Consider the following 21,003-nt stretch of genomic DNA (forward strand, 5'->3'; position numbering starts at 1 on the left):
CTGAGTTATTAGGCCAGCAAAGCTTTATGAAAAGGTACTCTAATTTATGGGCACAAAAAAAAGCGACACTTACGTGTCGCTTATATTTTTTGCATTAATTCCTTACTCAGGAAGGCTGATTGCCTCGTTAGGACAAACATCAGCACATGTACCACACTCTGTACACATATCAGGATCAATAGAATACTTTTCACCCTCAGAAATTGCTCCAGATGGGCACTCATCAATACATGTACCACAAGCGATACAGTCATCACTAATTACGTAAGCCATAATAAATTAAATTTATAATATTAATAATGTTTTTGTAATATGTACCCTGACTTTACGCCAAAAAAGTACGCTGCAAAGATACATATTAAAATCGAAATACCTACTTTTAGGTACGGTTTTTTAAATTATTTATACTTTATCTCAATAAAGAACTATACAATAAGAAATGGTATAATACGTTTATATGATAATGAATATAAAAGCATTTATAATAAGTATTGCCTTTGGTTGCAGCATTCTGGCAAACGGTCAGGAACGAATTGTGCAAAACCGTCCATACGCGGATTTGCGCCCATTTCATTTAGGCATTTCTATAGGTACGCATGTGCAGGACTTAGAACTTATGAATGTTGGACCACAGACAATCAATAACGCAGACGGAACGGTTACAAGGCAACTGATAACAACAGATCAAAGCAGATGGGATATGGGATTCAACGTCGGAGTGTATGGAGAATTCAGAATAAACGAATTTCTACAAATGCGCATAGCACCTACCATGTATTTCGGCTCACGACATATCGTGTTTCACAATAGCACTACAGAGACTGTGACGGAAAATCAACAAGACATGAAGACTGTTTACATCTGTGCACCAATAGACCTTATATTTGCGGCACCACGCTTCAATAATCACCGTCCGTATATACTTGGAGGAATTACGCCAGCAATAAACCTGAGCGGGAAAGATAAAGACTATATCAAATTAAAAAAATATGATACATTTGCAGAAATAGGACTCGGATGTGATTTTTATCTTCCGTTTTTCAAAGTCAGACCTGAACTTAAATTCATGTATAGTCTGATGAACAGTCTAGATAAAGATCATATAAAAAGAATAGAAGACAAGAGTATGCTTCCCTATTCTAATTCGATTAGCGAAGCACACTCTAAGATGATAGTACTTACTTTTTACTTTGAGTAAGATCTAATATCATTTTACCGACATAAATAGCATTTTTGCCATTCTGGTCAACAGGTATTTTCTTTCCATCAAGATTCGTAATATAACGAAGAGTCCTGAAATAAGTATGAGAATGACCACCAAGAACAAGATCAATATTTCTTGAACCAGCAATCATCATCTGGTCTCCCATACCTTTCTCTTCCCAGCCAAGATGAGATATACAGATAACAAGATCACACTTTTTATCCTTCTTCAACATTGTTGCCATTTCATTTGCAACAGCGACTGGGTCCAAGTATTTTATGATGCCATAATTTGCCTTAGATACTAATCCATCCAACTTCGGATCAAGTGCAAAGACTCCTATTTTTACACCATTTCTCTTTATGATAGTATATTTCTTTACAATACTTTCAAGAGGAGTTCCCTTGAGGTCATAATTAGAACACAAGATTGGGAAATTCGCCATTTTGAATATACGAGCCATATTGTCCATACCGTAGTCAAACTCGTGGTTTCCAATTGTTCCTGCATCGTAATGCATTCTGTTCATCAATCCAATTTCAACATCACCTTTGAAAAGAGTATAGAACGGTGAACCCTGAGAAAAGTCACCACTATCAAAAAGGAGCAAATTTTTATCCTTAGCTCTTTCCTGATCTATCATTGAAATACGACGTACAAAACCAGCACGGCCAGCAAGCAAGGTGTCAGCTAAAGTTGTTTTCAAAGGAAGTATACAACTATGCGTATCATTCGTATGCAATATCGTCAGATGCTTCTGTGCAAAACCAACAGAAGTAATGCAGCATAAAACGGAAATAAAAAGATATCTAAATTTCATATAATTCATTTTAATCAATCAAACATTATTTTATAACAACTCTGCCCTCAACTTTAGAATCAACAGCTATACCATGAGCCATTTTATCACGGAAATAATTCATAATAATAAATCTCACATTATTATCATTCCCCTTTGGAGAGACAACAGATGTTCCATACTTGAAAGCATCCAAGCCATCATTACCTTGAGCAAGATAGTCAAGAGTGGCAACACGATAAGTAGCATTGTCATCAATCGCTTTGCCATTAATACTTGACTCAAGGAGTTTACCATCTTTGGTGATAACCAAATTAACTCCATGGCTCAAACCTTCACCGCCCAACTTAGCGATTTCATTAAATAGCTCACGAACTTGAGAACCTGTAAGCGACAAAAAACAAATTTTATTTTCGAAAGGAGCTACATCAACAACATCACCATAAGTAACTTTACCCTTAGCAAATGCTGCCCTTATACCACCAACATTATATAACGCAAAATCAACCTTCTCATTAAATCCATTTCCTCCCCACTGCAAAATGTCAGCAAGAAGATTTGACAACGGACTCTCTGGTCTATGCGAATATAAATATTCAGCAGTTTCGCCAACAACAGGACTCATAATGCTATCTACCTTGTATTGGTAAGGAGCAAGAAAAGCCTGAGCCTCCTTATCTGGAGAAGCATCATAGCAACTATCAACCAAAATACGACTACGGTTAATGTCGATCAACTCATAATGTTGCCTGCAAGAAGACACTCCTAAAGCAGCAGGAACAATTAAAAACAGTAATAATTTCTTGTACATAAGTTTGTAATTAACTGTTACAAAGGTAGTTATTTTGTATGAGAAAATGAAGAAATATTGTTAAATTCAAAAAAAACTTCACAGATAGCAACGGTAAGTCTCAGCTTTTTTGTAACTTTGCACAGCTTTTCGGCGAAACCGCTGGCTGCAGAAGTGTTGCATGCTAAGTTGCGTTGGACGATAAACATATTTAATTATAAGAAATGGATTTAATTAAAGTTGCTGAAGAAGCATTTGCAACCGGCAAAGAGTTACCAAAGTTCAACTCTGGTGACACAATCACAGTCGCTTACAAAATTATCGAGGGTTCAAAAGAGCGTATCCAGCTTTACCGTGGTGTTGTTATCAAAATTTCAGGTCATGGTGATAAAAAACGTTTCACAGTTCGTAAGATGTCAGGAACAATAGGTGTAGAGCGTATCTTCCCTATGGAGTCACCGAGCATCGATTCAATTGAAGTAAACAAGCGTGGTAAAGTACGTCGCGCTAAGTTGTACTATCTTCGCAAGCTTACAGGTAAAAAAGCTCGTATTGCTGAGAAAAGAACTGTTAAGGGAGAATAATCCTGAGAATCTTCAGAGAAGAAATAAAAAGAGGTCATGCATAAAGCATAACCTCTTTTTTTATTCCTTAGTCTTTGTTTTTTTCTCATCATCTAAAAAAGTATCCTTTAAACTTTCCCAATCCTGGAATCCGGCAAACAATGCCAATCTATCCAAGGTTTCATGAGAAGGTTTTTCGGCACCATAAAGATAATGCCAAATCTTCTTCAACGAAGATGACTTGAGATTGATGTGGTGCTGAGAGAAAAAGAGTGACATCTTCTCAAAGTCATTACCAATCTTCGCTTTCTCTACAAGTTTTGTTCCCACTTCCTTTAGCAGGAAACCAATTTTACGTTTCATAACCTAACGAAATAATTTCCAAGTTGCAAAGGTAATAAAAAAAATATGATTATCTTTGCAAAAAGTTTAATTAACCCTCAAGAATGAAAGAATTAGCTTTAAAGTACGGATGTAATCCTAACCAGAAACCTTCCAGAATATATATGGAAGAAGGTGAATTACCAATCGAAGTCATTAACGGTCGCCCTGGCTACATCAATTTCCTTGATGCACTGAACAGTTGGCAATTAGTAAAGGAACTTAAAGAAGCAACAGGGCTGCCAGCGGCAGCAAGTTTTAAACATGTATCACCAGCAGGAGCAGCTATCGGTTTGCCTCTCAGCGATACATTAAAGAAAATTTATTTCGTTGACGACGTAAAGATTCCTCTTACACCATTGGCATGCGCTTATGCACGTGCACGCGGAGCAGACCGCATGTGTTCATACGGAGACTTTGTTGCACTGAGTGATACATGCGACGCAGCAACAGCGACTCTATTGAAACGAGAAGTAAGCGACGGTGTTATCGCACCTGATTACACTCCTGAAGCAATCGAAATCTTGAAGGATAAGCGCAAAGGCACTTACAACGTGATAAAGATTGATCCAGAATACAAACCAACTCAAATAGAGCATAAACAAGTATTCGGAATAACTTTTGAACAAGGACGCAATGAAATAAAGCTGGATGATCCAAAACTATTTGAGAACATTCCTACTAAGAATAAAACTTTCACCGAAGAGGCAAAACGCGATTTAATCATTGCGCTAATAACACTTAAATACACACAGAGTAATTCTGTATGCTACGTAAAAGACGGTCAAGCTATTGGTATCGGTGCTGGTCAGCAAAGTCGTATACATTGTACACGTCTTGCAGGAAGCAAAGCTGATACATGGTGGTTGCGTCAAGCACCAAAGGTAATGAACCTTCCTTTCAAAGAAGGTATCCGCCGTGCTGACCGTGATAATACAATAGACGTTTATATAGGCGAAGAGCATGATGACGTGCTACGTGACGGAACATGGCAAATGTTCTTTACAGAAAAGCCAGAAATATTCACAATGGAAGAAAAGAAAGCATGGATTGCCCAAAATACCAAAGTGGCACTTGGAAGCGATGCATTCTTCCCATTTGGAGACAACATAGAGCGCGCCCACAAGAGCGGTGTAGAATATATCGCACAAGCAGGTGGCTCTATACGTGATGACAATGTTATTGATACATGCGATAAGTATGGCATAACAATGTCGTTCACAGGAGTACGCTTATTCCATCATTAAAATAAATATATGAGTGATATCGACGAAATTATCGAGCAAGGTATAGTCTTTAAAAAACCTTCTAGCGGTGAACCAAAAGAAGAGAAAGTAAAGACTAAGGCCAAAAAGAAAAAGTACATTACCGGTGCTCATGGTTCAGGAAGCGCTCGCCAAAAGGCGAAATACCGCGAACAAAGATCCAACAGACACAAGTAGAAATAAGAAAAGCTCCTTTTATGAAGGAGCTTTTTTTTTATTAATAGTGATAAATCAGACGTATCTTATTAATCTATTTTTTTGCGAAGTAATTACGCTGAGTTTTCACAATACCATTTTTACAGGTAAGCGTGATTTGCTGCAAAGACTTGTTAGCGTTGTCAAATACCGAAGAAGGATCTAATCTATGTCCCTTGAAGAATAGCTCAAAATGTAAATGCTCAGTAGTAGCACGCCCTGTTCTACCAGTAAGTCCTATGACTTGTCCAGCCTTGACTTTATCACCGCTCTTCACCAAATTACGTGATTGATGACCATACAAAGTCTCAAGTCCATTGTTATGTTTTATTTTGATGCAATTACCATATCCAAAATAATTACCTGACATAGTAACGACTCCGTCGAAAGCAGCACATATATTATCATTAGGGTGTGTCTTCAGGTCTACACCTGGATGATGACGAGCACCACCGAAAGGACTTATTACATGACTTCCTGGCAACGGATAAGCCCATTCAGATTTTGGCATACCAGTAAAATCAATTTTATCATCTTTATCAGAAACAATTATACCCTTGAGATCCTTAGACTGTTTTTCTGAATTATCAATAACAGATACATCTACATAAGTTCCATTTTTCTTGCACAAGATAGTCTGCTTACGCAGCAAATGACTATTCAAGTCTATAAAAGTCTTTGGATTAATTCGACCACCATTAACCATCAAGCTGAACTTGCAATATGTATGACCTGCATCAGAACCGACGATAGCCACCGTTTGTCCAGCCTTTACACGCTGTCCAACAGTAACAAGATTCTGAGCATTATTCGCATAAACAGTTTCTATGCCGTTGTCGTGTCTGACAACAACAACATTTCCAGATCCAGTCACGTTTCGAGATAGACGAACTACACCACCAAACATTGCTTTAACAGCATCACCAGCTGAAGTAGAAATCTCAAGTGCCTGATTGTCATCAACTACTTTCACCTTACCAACTGGCAATGGAAAAGAATAGCCATTACTTTGAATAGCACTAAAATCGATGCTAAAAGCATTAGAACGATCAAAAAGTCCAGACGTAGGAATAGCAATCTGTTGCTGTTCAGCAGCAGAGAAAGTTTTTTTTGCTGGGGTCATAGCAGACATTGTCACTATGATAGAAACGCCCAGTAAAAAGTGTTTCAAATTGAAGTTCATAAAGATTCATCAAAGGTTAAATATAAATGAGTTACAGCTTTCTAAAAGCGGATTGACACAATCGGCTATTCAGAAATCATAATTCCAGAGAATATTCTTCCCGAATGCTGTCCAAGCTTGCGGGCTGAGAAATAATCCTCGGAGCGAGAGAAAGTACATATTCCAGACATCAAGATATTTTCATCTTTAAGTCCAGCTTCCCTTAATTGAATATGATTACATTCAGGAAGATTAATATGCCATTTTTCGTACTTCTTGGAAATAAGTGGCATATTGAATCCAACAGCTTCAAACTGTTGATAGACCTCATCACCAACTTCAAAGTTTTCCATAGATATACCAGGTCCTATCACGGCTTTAATGCGTGACGGATTAGATTTATACACATTGCACATTTCCACTATGGCGCGATGTGCAATACGATTGAGAGTTCCACGCCATCCTGCATGCACTGCAGCTATGGCATGGTGTTCATTATCATAAAGAAGAATAGGAATACAATCAGCTGTAGAAACCCCGATACATAAGTTTTTGATATCAGTAAGCACACAGTCTACTCCTTCAAGAAGCATCTTGCGAACACTTTCTGGCATACTAAAAAACTCTGGAGCGATAGTGCGACATTCAATTCTATGAATCTGGTGAGGCATTATAATATTATCAACACCGATACAAAGTTCTTCAGCCAAAGCCTTTTTGTTTTCTGAAATACACGCATCATCGTCACCGCAGAAACCATTAATATTAAACTCACCGAAAGCACCATTACTTGCCCCACCCTTTCGGGTAGAACTGAAAGCTTTGACACAATCGGCAATATCATAATATTTCAATACAGGCTTAATCATTCCGCATCTTTATCTTCATCATATTCGAAGTCATCAAGATCTTCGATGTCGTCATCATCAACAAACTCTAAGTCTTCTTCATCTGCACCTTCTGCATGAATTTCATCAGCAAATACAGCCATATCCTTATCACGATGTACAAGAGTATCTTCTGAAACTATTTCCTGCAACTTATTGCTTTCGCTATTGAGCTCACGCCACAATATGTCCTTAAGCTCATTTAGTCCAAATCCTGTAACTGAAGAAATAAACACTACCGGAAGAGAATCTGGTAAAGTTTCTTTCAGCATTTCAATAAGCTCATCGTCTAGCAAGTCACACTTGGTAACAGCCAACACGCGGTGTTTATCAAGCATTTCAGGATTAAACTTTTTGAGTTCATTAAGCAATACTTCATATTCGTGCTTGATGTCTTCAGTGTCACCAGGAACCATAAATAGGAACAGAGAGTTGCGCTCAATATGTCTAAGGAATCTAAGTCCAAGTCCCTTGCCTTCGCTTGCGCCCTCTATAATACCAGGGATATCAGCCATCACAAACGACTTATTATCATGATATGCAACGATACCCAAAGAAGGTTCCAATGTAGTGAAAGGATAATTAGCTATTTTTGGACGAGCACTTGACAATGAAGAAAGCAAAGTAGATTTACCTGCATTAGGCAATCCAACAAGACCTACATCAGCAAGGAGTTTCAACTCAAGGATGATATTCATCTCCTCCATAGGCTCTCCTGGCTGTGCATAGCGTGGAGCTTGATTAGTAGACGTACGGAACTGGAAATTACCAAGTCCACCACGGCCACCTTTCAGCAACAGTACTTCCTGCCCATCATAAGACACATCACAGATATACTTACCTGTTTCAGCATTATATACCACGGTACCGCAAGGTACATCAATATAGAAGTTCTTGCCATCGGTACCGTGACATTTGTCGCTACTGCCATTGCCACCATGCTCAGCAGCCACGTGGCGCTGATACTTTAAATGAAGCAATGTCCAGTAATTATGATTACCTCTTAAATATACGCTTCCACCATGTCCGCCATCACCGCCGTCAGGACCGCCGTTATATTGGTATTTCACATGACGTAAATGCATGGAGCCTCTTCCGCCCTTACCAGAGCGGCAATAAATCTTAACGTAGTCAACGAAATTGGATTCAGCCATTATTTTGTTTTAATTTAATTAATCAGCAAGGTTATCAATAACGTCAGAAACACGTCCGAAGATTTCCTCTAAAGTTCCGATACCTTTTACATGATAGTGTACACCTTCCTTCTCATACCAGTCGATAAGTGGAGAAGTCTGTGTGTGATAAACGTTTAGACGCTTCTTTATTGTCTCTTCGTTATCATCACTACGTCCACTCTCTTTACCACGATTGATAAGACGAGCCATAAGTTCCTCCTCAGGAACATCAAGTTCTATCATTGCAGCAATTTTGTGACCACGATCTGAAAGCATTTTCTTCAAAGCCTCAGCCTGTGGAGTTGTACGTGGGAAACCATCAAAAATTACACCCTTATGATCTGTTCCGAATGAATCATAAACACTTGCAAGGATATTAACCATCAATTCATCAGGAATGAGCTGACCGTTGTCGATAAATCCCTTAGCAGTCTTGCCAAGTTCTGTACCATTCTTGATTTCGTTACGAAGCACGTCACCAGTAGAGATGTGTCCAAGACCATACTTCTCAATAATTTTGTCACTCTGAGTACCCTTACCGGCACCAGGAGCTCCGAAAATAACAATATTCTTCATCTTTTTTTATTATTATAATTTATTTTGCTGTCTCTTTTTCGTCACAAACAGTATAGATATCTCTAAGCTGGCGACCCTGCTGGTCATAATCCAAGCCATATCCAACAATAAAGTCGTTAGGAATTTCCATAGCAGCATATTCTATATTCAAAGGCACCTGGAGCTTTCCTGGTTTAAATAGAAGAGTACAAATATGAATAGCCTCAGGATTACGTGTACCCAAACTCTCAATCATGCTCTTCATCGTGAAACCTGTGTCAACAATATCCTCAACGATAACGATTGTTCTTCCTGCAAGATCCTCATTTAGACCGATAACCTCTTTTATCTTACCCGTTGAAGTGGTTCCTTGATAAGAAGCTAGTTTCACGAAAGAAATCTCACAAGGAATATTGATATTGCGGATTAAGTCCGCTGCGAATATAAAAGAACCGTTTAATACTGCCAGCAAGAGTGGGTTTTTACCATCCATATCCTTGTTGATCTTGTCAGCAACAACCTTTACACGTTGCAGAATCTCGGATTCAGGAATAAACGTTTTAAACGTTTTGTCCTTGATTTTAACAAAGTCCATAGTGCGAATTAAAATATTTTGTTGCAAAATTACTAAAAATATGTGGAACTATACCTACCGATTAGCATTAATTTTGTATTTTTGCAGCATTATGAAGATATTTAATAGTACTCAAATACATGAGTTGGACAATTATACTATAGAGCACGAGCCTATTTCCTCTATCGACCTTATGGAGAGAGCAGCTAAGGCTTTGACACACGCTATCACTAATATTTGGACGACAAAAACACCATTCGTTGTATTCGCCGGTCCTGGAAATAATGGAGGTGATGCACTTGCCGTTGCACGCATGATGGCTGAAAACGGATATCAGGTGAGTGTTTATCTTTTTAATATACACAGCCATTTGTCTGACGATTGCGAAAACAACAAGAAAAGGATTGCTGAATGCAAGCATATAAAGGCTTTTAATGAAATCAATCTCAATTTCGACCCTCCACAGTTAGATGCAGAGACAGTTGTTATCGACGGATTATTCGGCAGCGGATTAAATAAGCCTCTTGCCGGTGGATTTTCATCATTGGTTAGATACATAAACCAAAGCAAATCAAAAGTTGTAAGCATTGACCTTCCTTCTGGACTAATGGCAGAAGACAACACATACAACATTAGACAGAATATCATACGAGCCAATATCACTTTCACTTTACAACAACTTAAACTATGTATGCTTTTTGCTGACTGTCAGCAATATCTTGGTGAAGTAAGGGTACTGGATATAAGGTTGTCTCATGAATATATTGGTAACACATGCTGCCAACACTATGTATTAGAAGAAAACGATGTACGCACAAGAATAAAAGACCGTAATGACTTTGCCCATAAAGGCAATATGGGAACGGCTCTTCTTATTGCAGGATGTTATGGTATGTCTGGTGCTGCGGTGCTTGCATCAAAAGCATGTCTGAGATCCGGAGCAGGAAAAGTAGTAGTGCATTCTCCAAAACGCAATTACGACATATTGCAAATTTCTGTTCCTGAAGCTGTTTTGCAGTTGGATCAGGAAGAAACAATATATTCTGAGCCTGTTGACACTGATGATTTTAATGTATTGGGGATTGGTCCCGGCATTGGACAAAACGAGACAACAGCGATTGCTCTTATTGCACAGTTGCGCCGTGCTCAATGTCCTGTTGTTGCTGATGCAGATGCTCTTAATATTCTAGGAAGTCACAGGACGTGGATGCAGCAGTTACCGCAAGAAATAATTATGACACCGCATCCAAAAGAATTTGACCGCATAGATGGTAATATAAGTAACGGATGTTACGAACGACTCTCTAAAGCAAGACGACTAGCAGAACATCTTCACTCATTCATTATACTAAAGGGACATTATTCAGCTCTTTGTCTACCAGACGGTAACGTGATATTCAATCCTACGGGTAATTCGGGAATGGCTACAGCTGGTAGCGGAGACGTACTTACAGGAATTATAACAGGTCTTCTCGCACGAGGTTACTCAAGAAAAGACGCTTGTATTGTCGGAATGTATTTGCATGGATTGGCAGGTGATCTTGCGGCACACGAACTAGGAAAAGAATGTCTTATTGCAAGTGATATAATCAAATATTTGCCTATGGCATTTAAAAGAATAAATGATTAATATGAAAAAGATAATTACTTTTATATTATGCGCAATGGCTCTAAATGCCAGCGCACAACAAACGGTAGAGGGAACTACATATTTTCTTCCTAAGACTGCCGTACAATTCAGAATTCTCATAGAGAAGACAACATATACTCCAGGTGAACTGGCTTTGTATGCCGAGAAATATATGAAGATGCAGAATACCGACGAGAATCCGTCGGTTGAATATCGCATATTAAGTACTACTAGCAATAGCTATGGTATACCTGATACTACCAAGCAACATACAGCTGTTGTTGATAAAAAGCATAGCATCATTCGCATTAACAAATATGCAAATGGAATGCTACTAGCTATAAATGCCGAACCAAAAACTATAGAAAGCATAAAGGAGTTCAAGGCTGCTCCAAAACCAGCACCAGTGAATCCACGTGATTTCATGAATGCCGACATTCTTTCTGCTGGTTCAAAAGCAAAAATGGCAGAACTTATCGCACAGGATATTTATGATATTCGCGAAAGTCGCAATCAATTGTCACGTGGTGAAGCCGACTTTATGCCAAAAGACGGAGAGCAATTAAAGATTATGCTTGCCAACTTGAGCAAACAAGAAAATGCTCTGATGCAGGTATTTGAAGGTACAACAGTAAAAGATACAATCGAGAAAGTTATAAATTTTATTCCTGAAAAGGAAGTAAACAAGCAGGTTCTCTTCCGTTTATCTAGTAAGTTAGGGCTCGTTGATTCTGATGATTTGTCAGGACGACCTTTCTATATAAGTGTTACTGACCTGCATAGCATTCCGCCGCTCAAACTTGATATTGATACCAAGAAGAGCAAAGATGATTGTGGCGTATACGTAAATCTACCAGGAAGTATACGTTTATCATTATATGACGGCAACAAGCCATACAAAAGTTTCGATATAAATGCTGCCCAATTCGGTCGGACGGAATCAATAAGCGGTGAACTCTTCGGAAAGAAAATCACCACTCATATTGTACTTAATCCTGTTACAGGAAATGCAGACGAACTAAAGACAGAACCTTTAGAATAAGATTATTGGGGAATCTGACTTCGGATTTGGTAAATTAGCTATCAAATAATACATTCCGAAATGTATAGATTGCTTGAGTAATATGGGCCTTATCACTTCCTACTGCTTTGTAAAACGCGGAGTGATAAGGCCCATATCACTCTGCATTTCGCGAAACAATTTAATTATCGTTGCGATAATTAATCATCACGGTTATTACGACCTTGTACTCCCAATCCCTAACATCTATGTAGGAAACATGTATGATTCATGTATGTTTCATGTATGATATGGCACAAACATACATAAGCATACTTACTGATTATAAGATACTTATCAAAAATGATGTATGTTATGGGTATATTTTTTCTTAAAATTTTTATTTTATATTTTTCATGGTAACAAAATAATTGATATTTGCCACAAAATAAGCCTCTCACAACAAGAAAAATGACTAAGCACCATGAGTTACTTTGGTGCTTAGTCACTTTTTGATAATAGAATTAAGCATTAAAGTAATATATATTACCCCTGCATCTTAATTATATAATTGTATTGAGTAAATTATGCAAAGTCTATTTCATAGGGAACAATCCATATAATTCTGCATCAATCTGATCCGTGATAGTTTGGAAATCCTGCGGACTGTTTTCAAAATCAATATTATCGCCATCAATGATTATAAGATGTCCCTTATAATCATTAATCCAACTTTCATATCTTTTGTTTAGTCCTGTAAGATAATCTATACGTATAGTTTTCTCAAAATCTCTTCCACGTTTTTCGATATGGCTTACAAGAGTAGGAACACTAGTGCGAATATAAATCATAAGGTCAGGTAAGTCAACAAGCGAAATCATAAGATCGAATAGATCAGAATAGTTAGCGAAGTCACGATCGCTCATCATTCCCATACCATGAAGATTTGGAGCAAAGATGCAAGCATCCTCAAAAATAGTACGGTCTTGAATTATAGTCTCCTCGCTCTTTGATATTTCAACAACTTCCTTAAAACGCTTATTAAGAAAATACACCTGTAGATTGAACGACCATCTTTCCATATCAACATAAAAATCAGCCAAATACGGATTATTGTCGACAGGTTCAAATCTAGGATTCCATCCAAATCTCTTGGCAAGCATTTTCGTAAGCGTAGTCTTGCCACTACCTATATTTCCAGCTATTGCTATATGCATAATAAAATAAATTTCAAGTAATTAAAAAAATCCGAACAATGTAGCGTCAATCTTGTCTATTATCCCGGCAAAATCTTTTTTATTGTTTTGATAATCAATATCGTCAACATCCACGACAAGCAACTTTCCTTTATACTTATTATATATAAAATCTTTATATAATCCGTTAAGGTTTTCAAGATACTCCAATGGTATTTTCTGTTCATAGTCACGTCCACGCTTTTGGATATTCTTTACCAAATGTGGAACACTTGATTTAAGATAAATCATTAGGTCGGGATAGTCAAGCACCATTGTCATGGAATTAAAAAGTTCCATGTAGGTATCAAAATCACGCTGAGCAAGATTGCCCATTTTATAATTGTTTGCTGTAAAAACATATACACCTTCATATATAGACCTATCCTGAATAGTTGTTTTATCGGTTGCACTTTTTCTTATATTAAGCAGGTCCTTAAACCGCTCTTTCAGGAAAAATACTTCCATATTAAACGACCATCTTGGAATATCTTTATAATAGTCCTCAAGATATGGATTATAGTCTACAGCCTCATATTTAGGAGTCCAACCATAATATTTTACCAGCAGTTCCGTGAGTGTAGTCTTACCGCTTCCGATATTTCCAGCTATTGCTATATGCACTTTATTCAGATTTTTGACTGCAAATTTAATAATTTTTATTTATAATACCGAATATTAACAGCATAATATCAATCATTATTTTGAGCTCCTAGCTTCTTTATCCTTCTTTCAAAATCCTCACGATCACTTATCGCACTATTCTTCACACGTGCTTTATAATTATAAATTGTATTTACCGAATAATGCAAGAACTCAGCAATCTTTGAGCTATCCTCTATGCCTACTCTTATCAAAGCAAAGATACGAAGCGTTACAGGCATGTGTCCATCATCAGTGAGCATAATTCTCTCCTCTGGAATAAGTAAAGCATTAAATTCCTCTACAAAAGTAGGAAACAAATGAAGAAAAGCATCATCAAAGTTTGTATACAATTCGTCAAGTTCCTTTTCCTTTAAAGAGGTAGACCTTGTTTCCTTAAATAGCTCTTCAAACTGTCTATTCTTTACCCTCTTGTTAACCATTCTACGGAAATCCTCAATCTTGTCTACATACAACGAGCACAATCCCATAAACCGTCCAATATACTCCTCTTTCACACGATTAGACTCACCTAGTTTTGCTATACTCGAGGCTAACTGCCGATTTAGTTCAGATAGTTTTGAATTAATTTCATGTAACTGGGCATTTGAAAACTTTAGTTTTCTTCCTGTCAAAGCAAGTCGCTTACGCTGGCTATTAACATAAAATACAGAAACAAGAAGCATTAATGCAAGCAATGCTGAAAATAAAGCAGCCATTAACAACTGGTTATTCTTATGTTCACTTTCCGTTTTATATTTCTTTGCTATTCTTGCAAGCAAAGGCGATATCTGCCATCGTCTCTAGCGTGAATCATATATATTTGCACAATCGCTAGTAAATGTTATATAATGATAGCTACGTTCTATATCTCCAGATCCTTCCAATTGATTCGCAATCTCCCACATGGACCCCTGATCCATGACGCCATTACGTACATCAGCAAGCGCAGACTCTGCAATCCAATACATCATGTTTGTCGTATCACGAACAGCTTTATATTCCAAATATCTGAACAATGACATCATTGCATACTTATGAGATCCTTTCTTAACATGATGCAGCCATTCCGTGTTAAGTTTCATTGATTCGTGCATTTTACCTTCTGATATAAGTTTTAATTCCAAAACTTGATACCTATAACTATCATGAACAGGGAGACACGCCAATAGCTTATTTTCAAACTCTGTAGCCTTATTATTATATATTGATTTCATGGATTCCACACTTGTATAATATGCTAATTGATTATTCAGCATATACTGTGCCTGATAATATACAACAAGTCCACTTTTACTCAACTCATCAACATTTATCTGCAATAAAAATTTTTCAGCTTCATCATACAGTCCTGTATTTGAGCAGCACAGAGAAAGTCTTGCCAAGCATTCATTTACGTTATTCCTATTATTACTTACTTCAGCAATATAACGACATCTCTCCAAATAATACATAGCCATTTTGTTTTCAAATGGTTTATATTCTTCATAAAGCTGATAACAGACGGCATATTTCAACGTATTATCAGATGCTTTTTCCAACTGCTTTTTTAATAAGTCTATAACTGTTTTCTTTTTGGCTACATATTTATTTGCATGTACTATTTCGTAATCCAGACAACTATATATTGAATCTAAATTACGGATTTGCGAAAACGCATTTATGCATATAAAAAATAGGATTAATAATAAAATATTCTTTCTCATGGAAAAATGTATTCATGTCACGCTAGATGCAAATTATATATTTGCAAAGATAAACTTTTTATCAGCAAATGCAAAATATTGCACATAAAAATCCCATCAAGACAATTGTCAAGATGGGATCAATCAATCTAATTAACCGTAAATAATGTACTCTTATTATTCAAACTGTTTGTGCCAATCATCAAATCAAACTGTCCTGGTTCTAATACTTCTTTGAGATTTACATCATAGAATTTTAATAAATCAGGAGTAATATCAAAGCTGACCTCTTTACTTTCGCCTGACTTTAGATGTATTCTCTTAAAGCCTTTAAGTTCTCTGACAGGGCGAGAGATACTCGCCACCTTGTCATGTATATATAATTGTACTATTTCATCACCATCTCTGTTGCCAGTGTTGGTAACTGTAACAGTAGCCTTAATACTTCCGTCACGTGGCATTTCGTTTGAACTTAAACGAATATCACTATATGAAAAGGTTGTATAACTCAAACCATATCCGAATGGATATAAAGCATCATTGCGAACATCAAGGTAATTGCTTGCATATTTGGCAAAACTTTTAGAGTTCTCTGCTACAGGGCGTCCTGTTGGTAGATGATTGTAATACAAAGGTTCCTGCCCAGTAGACTGTGGCATACTTACGGTAAGTTTTCCGCTAGGATTAACATCACCATATAACACATCACATATTGCACTTGCAGTTTCAGAACCTCCAAACCACACATTCATAATTGCATCAACATTCTCACTCTCCCATTTCATTTCTGTAGCACGGCCTGAGAAATTTAGCAGAACAACTGGTTTGCCTGTAGCAACAAGTTTTTTAAGCAAATTTTTCTGAACATCTGGCAAAGACAAGTCGCTTCTACTTGCACATTCACCACTCATTTCGGCAGTTTCACCAAGGGCAGCTACAATAATATCAGCATTTTTAGCGGCTTCGAGAGCCTCTTTCAAAGCATTATCATCATTAACACGCTTGATTGATTTTCCAAATTCACCAGCTTTCTGTGTAGCCTCATCAGCATACACATTAGACCCCTGAGCATAATAATCAGGTTTCATTATTTCACGTAGTGTACTATATCTATCAGGAGTATAAGCTACACACCATGTACCAGCCATATTAATACGTGAATCTGCAAGCGGACCGACAAGTGCTACTTTCTGACTATGCTTAAGTGGAAGAATGTTATCTTTATTCTTCAACAACACAAAAGTCTCAGCTGCAATTTTTCTAGCTTCATTTCTATTCTGTTGAGTAAAGATTTCTTCCTTTCTGCGTTTGCTATCCAAATATTTATATGGATCTTGAAACAAGCCTAGTTTATATTTTGCCTCAAGAACTCTGCGACATGCAATATCAATATCGGAAACAGAAACAGAACCATCATTCACACTTTGTTCCAATGTTTTTATAAATCCCTGTGAACACATATCCATATCAGTGCCTGCCTTTAGAGCCATGGCTGAATTGCTCTTCAAATCACCTAAACCATGAGCTTCCATTTCACCAATAGAACCATAATCGGTAACAACAAAGCCGTTAAACTTCCACTGTTTGCGCAACACATCATTGAGCAACCAGCTACTTGCTGTAGCAGGAATACCATCAATAAGATTGAAAGATGACATCACACTGCCTACTCCAGCCTCAACAGCAGCCTTATAAGGAGGCAAATACTGATTATACATGCGCACCTTACTCATGTCAACAGTATTATATTCTTTGCCTGACTCCACAGCTCCATAAAGAGCGAAATGTTTAAGGCAAGCCATTATATTATAATTCTTGCTATAATCACCCTGATATCCACGAACCATAGTTTCAGCAATACGTGAACCAAGATAAGGATCTTCACCTGCCCCCTCGGAAACACGACCCCAACGTTGGTCGAGAGCAATATCAACCATTGGAGAATATGTCCAATCTATGCCATCGGCACTTGCTTCCTTCGCTGAAATCTGAGCACAGCGCTCTATAGCCTGAAGATCCCAACTGGCAGAAAGAGCAAGCGGAATTGGAAAAATTGTTTCATATCCGTGAACAACATCCATTCCTACAATAAGTGGAATTCCATGTTTTGTCTTCTTAACAGCAATATCTTGAAGAGTGCGAATCTTATCCACACCCTTAACATTAAAGACACCACCTATAGAACCGTCAGCGATGCCACTACCAACCTTGGTATCTATGGCACCACCTGTAGTGATGTCACCAGCAACCATAAGATTCAACTGACCTATTTTTTCACGCAAAGTCATTTTCGACATCAAGCCATCAATGAACTTATTCATCTTTTCAGTCTGTGCTCCAACATTTATTGCAAGAAGAGACATTGCCAGAATTACTATTGTTTTCTTATTCATATTCTAATAAGCATTTATTACTTTTGAAATACTCGTAAATAATCAACCTTCATTGTTGTTGGCAAAGCTGTTTCGTCAACACCTTTATAACCACCCCAGGCACCACCCCAGGCGAGATTTAATATAGGATAAAATTCTGTATTGAAAGGCCAACCTTCTTTAGTACCATCATTATTGTATTTCAATATCTGCACACCATCAACCAAAAAACTAATAAAATCAGGAGTCCATTCACAACCATATACATGATATTCGGATTCTGCAGTATCTATAAGTTTACTTGCATGCTCAATGGTGGTATTATTGTTGTTGTATTTTGTGCAATGAATAGTTGAAGAAACTATATTTGCATCAACACCAACTTCTTCCATAATATCTATTTCTCCGCATCCAGGCCAAGGATTTGTAGTAAAATTATTGTTAGAAGGCATCATCCAAAAAGCTGGCCATGTGCCTTTGCCTTTTGGCAACTTTATCCTTGCTTCAAAATATCCATATTTCCAACCTGTACCAGCTTTTGCATATACTCTGCCGGAATATATCTTTCCATCGCTACCCTTATAGCAATTTATATTTAATTTACCGTCTGAAAGATTTGTAACACTATTGCTATTTATATAATTTTGTAATTCATTATTTACCCAACCAGATGGCTGTGATTCATGAGTCCAATCATTATTCAACGTCGTACCATCATTAAATTCATCATGCCAAACCAGCTTATAACCTGCAGGAATTGTGACATTATCGTCTGACGCACTTTCCTGAGATACATTAATTGTCAAACTACCAGTACCGTCACCTTCATTAACAACTACTTTTGCTGTACGTGAAAGTAGATTTTGATTTGCTGTGGCTGTTATTGTAAGTTGACCACTACTACCCTTTGTTGCAGTGAGCCAGCTTTCTGAAGACGAAACTGTCCAATTAGCATTTCCTGTAATGACAACATCCTGTGATTCACCCTTAGACATAAGTTCCAAACTGTTGACCGATGCCTTTAAAGGAGCTGCTTGAGTAACAGGAACTGTATAACGAGTTGTTCCTGACTTTACAATAATTTCACCGGTGCGAGAATCACTAGTAGTATTGTCATTAATGGTCACAGCAACAGTTCCAGTTTTTGAATTAGAACCAGATACAGTGACAGCCATCCAGTCTGAAGGAGATGCATAAGCAGTCCACTCTCCACGTGAGCAAGTCACATCAATATTGTAAGTCTTGCTATAAGCTGAAGCTGAAATATGGTCAATACTACAAGTGATATTTGCTTCATTAACTGTACCACCTCCATTATCACTGCTACATGATATAAAAGGAATAACCGCCAACAGAAGGGTCAAAAGTTTTATAGAATGCTTCATTTGTATAATTTATTATAGTTGTAAAACTTTAAAAGGAAAGACGAGGATGAAGCTAACCACCCTCTGTCTTTCCATATTTCATAATGATTATTTTGGATTATGTTTCTGAATAATGATGTTACTGATTTTCAGAACAGCATTTGCAGGAGCTCCACCAAAGTCAAAGACGACCTTACCTTGATCAAAATCAAACTTTGATATTTGTTTAGCAAAACGAACAAGGTTATCACCCTTCTTCAAACTAATCGTTCCATTATAGAATGCAGTAGTAGGATCATTTTTTATATCAGGATCCTTGTTAACTTTGAAAGTCATTCTTTGTATATCCTGACTAGCATTAATCGTGAAACTATAGTCATAGTTATTGTCCTTAACTATTGAAATTGGAACCGTATTTATTGTACATTGACCTTTCCATTCAGCATTTGTTGCATAAGGAGCTGTGATTGTATAGGTTCCGTTAGCATAAGCAAATCCAGGATCAGCAGTCTGCGTCCATGCATCATTGTCTGACCAGAAGAATGTCATCTTACCTGCTGTATTAAATGCCTTACCAAGATTCAGATCTGAGTTTACATCACACCAGTTAATTTTGTCTGGGTCGAAGGCTTCTACAGCTTCATCAGCACCATTTATCAATATTAGCTGCCATGCAATAGTACCAGGCACATCATAAATCAGAGTCATCTTCTTACTAGTCAGGCTTGCGATTTTAAATGTTTCTGTACCAGTCATCATCTTTTGATCTGCCATATATGGGAATAGAGTTTTGGCAGGCAAGGTTATCGTAACCATTCCAGCGGCATCATCATATCCCAAAGAATATTTTGCAGTGGTATTAATACCAGGGAAAGTGGTAGCTACAACATCATAATCAGAACTTGAACTTATTCCAAATGCGGTAACGTCATGATTACAGAATGTCTTTCCATCGGCACCAGCACTATAAGTATACGCATTATTATTGTCAAAAGTAATACGGTCATCATAAACGCCATTAGCTGATTTCTCGTCTGGTGCTGCTTTCCACCATCCTGTGCCATCTGTTCCAGAAGCACCACAAGCAAGATGAGCAGCATCCTTACTTGAGATACGCCATTCCTTAGTGCCACCTGCAGCAAGATTAGCAAGAGTTGGTCCAAAGTCATAACGAGTAGAATCAACCTTGAATGTACCCTTGACTACGCCGTCACTAAATCCATTTTTGTTTCCAAGCTGCAATGTATAATTATATGTACCAGCCAATATGTATTTTTTCTCATAACCATTTACGGTCGTCTTAACATCTGGAGGTCCCTGTATATTCCAAATAGGATAACAACCTTTGTTATTTAATTGGAATGTCACATTATTTGTCGACTGATTTACAGCAACAGTATAGTCGGCATCTGATATTGAAGGTATACCATTGGCATTAGCGCCATCAAAGGTTTCTGGAGAACAGCCGGTTAAGAGCAGTCCCAAAAACAAGAAGCTTGTCAGATATTTAAAAATATTTTTCATA

The 21,003-nt window shown here is 37.5% G+C and carries 22 protein-coding genes; 6 read left to right on the forward strand and 16 right to left on the reverse strand.

Translation table 11 applies throughout. From position 1 onward, the window contains the following. Window positions 1-102: 102 nt before the first annotated feature. On the reverse strand, window positions 103-273 hold the full coding sequence (locus tag B045_RS0113645; protein ID WP_018464828.1) for a DUF362 domain-containing protein: 171 nt from the start codon (window positions 271-273) through the stop codon (window positions 103-105). A gap of 190 nt (window positions 274-463) precedes the next feature. Between B045_RS0113645 and porT the strand changes: the two genes are divergently transcribed. Beyond that, window positions 464-1,198 (forward strand): type IX secretion/gliding motility protein PorT/SprT, encoded by a 735-nt coding sequence (gene porT, locus B045_RS0113650; protein WP_025883710.1) that lies wholly within the window; start codon window positions 464-466, stop codon window positions 1,196-1,198. Here the strand turns inward: porT and B045_RS0113655 are convergent. Together B045_RS0113655 and B045_RS0113660 are read right to left on the reverse strand one after the other, a co-directional pair. After that, window positions 1,179-2,024 (reverse strand): bifunctional metallophosphatase/5'-nucleotidase, encoded by an 846-nt coding sequence (locus B045_RS0113655; protein ID WP_025883713.1) that lies wholly within the window; start codon window positions 2,022-2,024, stop codon window positions 1,179-1,181. The two genes, porT and B045_RS0113655, sit on opposite strands and share 20 nt — an antisense overlap. Before the next feature lie 25 nt (window positions 2,025-2,049). Continuing rightward, entirely contained in the window at window positions 2,050-2,814 is a 765-nt protein-coding gene (locus B045_RS0113660) for a 5'-nucleotidase C-terminal domain-containing protein (RefSeq protein ID WP_018464831.1), read from the reverse strand. A 203-nt stretch (window positions 2,815-3,017) separates the two neighbouring features. Between B045_RS0113660 and rplS the strand changes: the two genes are divergently transcribed. Beyond that, a complete protein-coding gene (gene rplS / locus B045_RS0113665) occupies window positions 3,018-3,377 on the forward strand; it encodes a 50S ribosomal protein L19 (RefSeq protein WP_018464832.1) in 360 nt (119 codons plus the stop codon). 60 nt (window positions 3,378-3,437) lie between these two features. On the opposite strand, the gene B045_RS0113670 is transcribed toward rplS, so the two are convergent. After that, a complete protein-coding gene (locus B045_RS0113670) occupies window positions 3,438-3,719 on the reverse strand; it encodes a hypothetical protein (RefSeq protein ID WP_018464833.1) in 282 nt (93 codons plus the stop codon). A gap of 83 nt (window positions 3,720-3,802) precedes the next feature. Between B045_RS0113670 and B045_RS0113675 the strand changes: the two genes are divergently transcribed. Together B045_RS0113675 and B045_RS0113680 are read left to right on the forward strand one after the other, a co-directional pair. Next, window positions 3,803-4,984: a phosphoribosylaminoimidazolecarboxamide formyltransferase gene (locus B045_RS0113675; RefSeq protein WP_018464834.1), complete on the forward strand. Its 1,182-nt coding sequence runs from the start codon at window positions 3,803-3,805 to the stop codon at window positions 4,982-4,984. Window positions 4,985-4,993: 9 nt separating this feature from the next. Continuing rightward, window positions 4,994-5,179, forward strand: coding sequence for a hypothetical protein (locus B045_RS0113680; protein ID WP_018464835.1), 186 nt, complete (start codon window positions 4,994-4,996; stop codon window positions 5,177-5,179). Window positions 5,180-5,252: 73 nt separating this feature from the next. Here B045_RS0113680 and B045_RS0113685 read toward each other — a convergent pair whose 3' ends face one another. From B045_RS0113685 to hpt, 5 genes are all read right to left on the reverse strand, one after another. Then, entirely contained in the window at window positions 5,253-6,380 is a 1,128-nt protein-coding gene (locus B045_RS0113685; protein ID WP_025883718.1) for a M23 family metallopeptidase, read from the reverse strand. A gap of 65 nt (window positions 6,381-6,445) precedes the next feature. Beyond that, window positions 6,446-7,228, reverse strand: a complete 783-nt coding sequence (gene pgeF / locus B045_RS0113690; RefSeq protein WP_018464837.1) for a peptidoglycan editing factor PgeF — start codon at window positions 7,226-7,228, stop codon at window positions 6,446-6,448. Continuing rightward, window positions 7,225-8,400: a GTPase ObgE gene (gene obgE / locus B045_RS0113695; RefSeq protein ID WP_018464838.1), complete on the reverse strand. Its 1,176-nt coding sequence runs from the start codon at window positions 8,398-8,400 to the stop codon at window positions 7,225-7,227. Before obgE ends, pgeF begins: the two co-directional genes overlap by 4 nt. Window positions 8,401-8,418: 18 nt before the next feature. Continuing rightward, a complete protein-coding gene (locus B045_RS0113700) occupies window positions 8,419-8,997 on the reverse strand; it encodes an adenylate kinase (RefSeq protein WP_018464839.1) in 579 nt (192 codons plus the stop codon). Between the two features lie 19 nt (window positions 8,998-9,016). After that, window positions 9,017-9,571, reverse strand: coding sequence for a hypoxanthine phosphoribosyltransferase (hpt, locus tag B045_RS0113705; RefSeq protein WP_018464840.1), 555 nt, complete (start codon window positions 9,569-9,571; stop codon window positions 9,017-9,019). Window positions 9,572-9,662: 91 nt separating this feature from the next. Here hpt and B045_RS0113710 point away from each other — a divergent pair, with 91 nt between their 5' ends. Then, entirely contained in the window at window positions 9,663-11,180 is a 1,518-nt protein-coding gene (locus tag B045_RS0113710) for a bifunctional ADP-dependent NAD(P)H-hydrate dehydratase/NAD(P)H-hydrate epimerase (protein WP_018464841.1), read from the forward strand. Window position 11,181: 1 nt separating this feature from the next. Beyond that, entirely contained in the window at window positions 11,182-12,222 is a 1,041-nt protein-coding gene (locus tag B045_RS0113715) for a DUF4831 family protein (RefSeq protein WP_026234430.1), read from the forward strand. 554 nt (window positions 12,223-12,776) lie between these two features. Here the strand turns inward: B045_RS0113715 and B045_RS0113720 are convergent. The 7 genes from B045_RS0113720 to B045_RS0113745 all read right to left on the reverse strand — a co-directional run bounded on the left by B045_RS0113720 (window position 12,777) and on the right by B045_RS0113745 (window position 21,002). Then, on the reverse strand, window positions 12,777-13,397 hold the full coding sequence (locus B045_RS0113720) for a deoxynucleoside kinase (RefSeq protein WP_018464843.1): 621 nt from the start codon (window positions 13,395-13,397) through the stop codon (window positions 12,777-12,779). A gap of 21 nt (window positions 13,398-13,418) precedes the next feature. Beyond that, window positions 13,419-14,039: a deoxynucleoside kinase gene (locus B045_RS0113725; RefSeq protein WP_018464844.1), complete on the reverse strand. Its 621-nt coding sequence runs from the start codon at window positions 14,037-14,039 to the stop codon at window positions 13,419-13,421. Window positions 14,040-14,107: 68 nt separating this feature from the next. Further along, window positions 14,108-14,848 (reverse strand): DUF6377 domain-containing protein, encoded by a 741-nt coding sequence (locus B045_RS15725; protein WP_276202104.1) that lies wholly within the window; start codon window positions 14,846-14,848, stop codon window positions 14,108-14,110. Between the two features lie 12 nt (window positions 14,849-14,860). Continuing rightward, on the reverse strand, window positions 14,861-15,598 hold the full coding sequence (locus B045_RS15730) for a hypothetical protein (protein ID WP_238312109.1): 738 nt from the start codon (window positions 15,596-15,598) through the stop codon (window positions 14,861-14,863). Between the two features lie 293 nt (window positions 15,599-15,891). Then, complete coding sequence (gene bglX, locus B045_RS0113735; protein WP_018464847.1) at window positions 15,892-18,135, reverse strand: beta-glucosidase BglX; 2,244 nt, start codon at window positions 18,133-18,135, stop codon at window positions 15,892-15,894. Window positions 18,136-18,152: 17 nt separating this feature from the next. Continuing rightward, the gene (locus tag B045_RS0113740; RefSeq protein ID WP_018464848.1) at window positions 18,153-19,499 is read right to left on the reverse strand and encodes a family 16 glycosylhydrolase; all 1,347 of its coding nucleotides are present in this window, start codon (window positions 19,497-19,499) and stop codon (window positions 18,153-18,155) included. Between the two features lie 87 nt (window positions 19,500-19,586). Then, window positions 19,587-21,002, reverse strand: a complete 1,416-nt coding sequence (locus tag B045_RS0113745; RefSeq protein ID WP_018464849.1) for a hypothetical protein — start codon at window positions 21,000-21,002, stop codon at window positions 19,587-19,589. Window position 21,003 lies beyond the last annotated feature (1 nt).

Source organism: Segatella paludivivens DSM 17968 = JCM 13650, assembly GCF_000373185.1.
Taxonomy (GTDB): domain Bacteria; phylum Bacteroidota; class Bacteroidia; order Bacteroidales; family Bacteroidaceae; genus Prevotella; species Prevotella paludivivens.

What these genes read in the sequence shown, in the direction of transcription:
- B045_RS0113645 (WP_018464828.1), bottom strand. Translation starts at nt 273, where the DNA reads ATGGCTTACGTAATTAGTGATGACTGTATCGCTTGTGGTACATGTATT.
- porT (WP_025883710.1), top strand. Translation starts at nt 464, where the DNA reads ATGAATATAAAAGCATTTATAATAAGTATTGCCTTTGGTTGCAGCATT.
- B045_RS0113655 (WP_025883713.1), bottom strand. Translation starts at nt 2,024, where the DNA reads ATGAAATTTAGATATCTTTTTATTTCCGTTTTATGCTGCATTACTTCT.
- B045_RS0113660 (WP_018464831.1), bottom strand. Translation starts at nt 2,814, where the DNA reads ATGTACAAGAAATTATTACTGTTTTTAATTGTTCCTGCTGCTTTAGGA.
- rplS (WP_018464832.1), top strand. Translation starts at nt 3,018, where the DNA reads ATGGATTTAATTAAAGTTGCTGAAGAAGCATTTGCAACCGGCAAAGAG.
- B045_RS0113670 (WP_018464833.1), bottom strand. Translation starts at nt 3,719, where the DNA reads ATGAAACGTAAAATTGGTTTCCTGCTAAAGGAAGTGGGAACAAAACTT.
- B045_RS0113675 (WP_018464834.1), top strand. Translation starts at nt 3,803, where the DNA reads ATGAAAGAATTAGCTTTAAAGTACGGATGTAATCCTAACCAGAAACCT.
- B045_RS0113680 (WP_018464835.1), top strand. Translation starts at nt 4,994, where the DNA reads ATGAGTGATATCGACGAAATTATCGAGCAAGGTATAGTCTTTAAAAAA.
- B045_RS0113685 (WP_025883718.1), bottom strand. Translation starts at nt 6,380, where the DNA reads ATGAACTTCAATTTGAAACACTTTTTACTGGGCGTTTCTATCATAGTG.
- pgeF (WP_018464837.1), bottom strand. Translation starts at nt 7,228, where the DNA reads ATGATTAAGCCTGTATTGAAATATTATGATATTGCCGATTGTGTCAAA.
- obgE (WP_018464838.1), bottom strand. Translation starts at nt 8,400, where the DNA reads ATGGCTGAATCCAATTTCGTTGACTACGTTAAGATTTATTGCCGCTCT.
- B045_RS0113700 (WP_018464839.1), bottom strand. Translation starts at nt 8,997, where the DNA reads ATGAAGAATATTGTTATTTTCGGAGCTCCTGGTGCCGGTAAGGGTACT.
- hpt (WP_018464840.1), bottom strand. Translation starts at nt 9,571, where the DNA reads ATGGACTTTGTTAAAATCAAGGACAAAACGTTTAAAACGTTTATTCCT.
- B045_RS0113710 (WP_018464841.1), top strand. Translation starts at nt 9,663, where the DNA reads ATGAAGATATTTAATAGTACTCAAATACATGAGTTGGACAATTATACT.
- B045_RS0113715 (WP_026234430.1), top strand. Translation starts at nt 11,182, where the DNA reads ATGAAAAAGATAATTACTTTTATATTATGCGCAATGGCTCTAAATGCC.
- B045_RS0113720 (WP_018464843.1), bottom strand. Translation starts at nt 13,397, where the DNA reads ATGCATATAGCAATAGCTGGAAATATAGGTAGTGGCAAGACTACGCTT.
- bglX (WP_018464847.1), bottom strand. Translation starts at nt 18,135, where the DNA reads ATGAATAAGAAAACAATAGTAATTCTGGCAATGTCTCTTCTTGCAATA.
- B045_RS0113740 (WP_018464848.1), bottom strand. Translation starts at nt 19,499, where the DNA reads ATGAAGCATTCTATAAAACTTTTGACCCTTCTGTTGGCGGTTATTCCT.
- B045_RS0113745 (WP_018464849.1), bottom strand. Translation starts at nt 21,002, where the DNA reads ATGAAAAATATTTTTAAATATCTGACAAGCTTCTTGTTTTTGGGACTG.